Here is a 1516-nt window from a genome sequence, read left to right as displayed (position 1 = left end):
TACGATTCGCTGGACCATTCGGTCATGCTAGGGATACTGGGCGAAAAGATCCACGACAATCGGTTCCGTCGGCTACTGCGTAACATGCTGCAGGCCGGATACCTGGAGGATTGGGAATGGAACGCCACGTTCAGTGGTGCGCCGCAAGGCGGATTATGCGTAGCTGCGCATAAGGACCCTTGCGGACTACCGGCGTCGGTGTTCACCAGCGTGCCGTCCTCGGTGAGGACACCCGCTTTCAGGAACGCCTTCACCAGAGCCAGGACGCGTTTGTCACCGACACGACCCCGCACCCGGTCCAGCAAGGCGGAATGCGAGATCTCGTCGAAACAGGCTTTGATGTCACCTTCCACGACCCACTCGTACGTGCGGGACGCGAAATGGTGCACCTCCGCCACCGCGTCGTGAGCCCGGCGGTTCGGACGGAACCCGTAGGAACACGGAAGAAAATCCGCCTCGAAAATAGGCTCCAACACCAGCTTCAACGACGCCTGCGCCACCCGGTCACGAACGGTTGCGACCCCGAGGTAGCGGACCTTCCCGCCCGCCTTGGGGATCGCGCGCCGCCGCGCCGGCAGGGGCTGGAAGGTGCGGGACTTCAGATCTTCCCGCAGTTCCGCGAGGAACTCCTCCATCCCACGCACGGACTCGATGTAGCGGGCGGTTTCGCCGTCCACCCCGGCCGTGCGCGCGCCCTTGTTGTTCCGGACCCGGTCCCAGGCGACCAGCAGGAAGCCTGGGTCCGCGACGAGGTTGAACAGGTCGTCGAACCTGCGACGAGGGTCGTCACCGGCCCAACGGTGCAGCTTGGCCTGGATCTCCAGTACCCGGCGTTCCGCCTCAAGTAGAGCGGCCGCCGGTTCGTCGGTGTTCACCGACGACCTCCTGGTGTTCCAGCACGTCCACCGCCGACTTGCTGGCCCCCTTCGCCATGCGCGGGCCTCTCGCCCGCTCGGACTACTACGGGGCCTCCGCCCCGTCCCGCGCCTTCGACAGACGACGTGTCTATCCCGTTACTCGGGGTGGCTCCCGGGAAAAGGGAACGACACGGGACGGTTCCCGTGTTCACTGAGAATCGATCGACCAGTCCGGCATCCAGCTTTGCCCCGGCAGCATCGCCACGGCTACGCCGCAGGCTTTCACCGTGACCTCCCCACCGACACGCCAAGTCAGCTACGGAGTCGGCCCGCCCACCAGGCGGACCGTGCACTGCACCCCGGCCTGTATCCGCCAGATTTAAGCCGGTGCCACGCTTACGGAGCTTTACCACTGGTTCCTCTCGTACACCCTCTGGTCTCGCTCGCCGGACCCGGCCCGTCTGGCAGTCCCGAACAGTCCCGGCTTTGTCAGCGCTGCTTCCCGCCCTCCCCGGCGTCTCCCGGGTCAGACTGCGCTCAGCTCCCACCGGACTGCTGCGACAGCCCAGCGAGGAGGTCTCGCACCTCCTTCGATCCTCAGCGCCTCACGGCGCACAAGCGCCTCGTGGCGCACAAGTTGCGGTCCGCGAGCAACAGCC

The 1516-nt window shown here is 65.8% G+C and carries 1 protein-coding gene; it reads right to left on the bottom strand.

The window, feature by feature from the left end; genetic code table 11:
- Nucleotides 1–875: reverse transcriptase domain-containing protein (locus U9979_RS25165; protein WP_416219861.1), on the bottom strand; the 875-nt coding region annotated here is incomplete at its 3' end.
- Between the last annotated feature and the right edge of the window lie 641 nt (nt 876–1516).

This window comes from Protofrankia sp. Cas4 (assembly GCF_963555915.1).
GTDB lineage: Bacteria > Actinomycetota > Actinomycetes > Frankiales > Frankiaceae > Protofrankia.
This window is presented reverse-complemented; position numbering and strand designations above follow the sequence as displayed.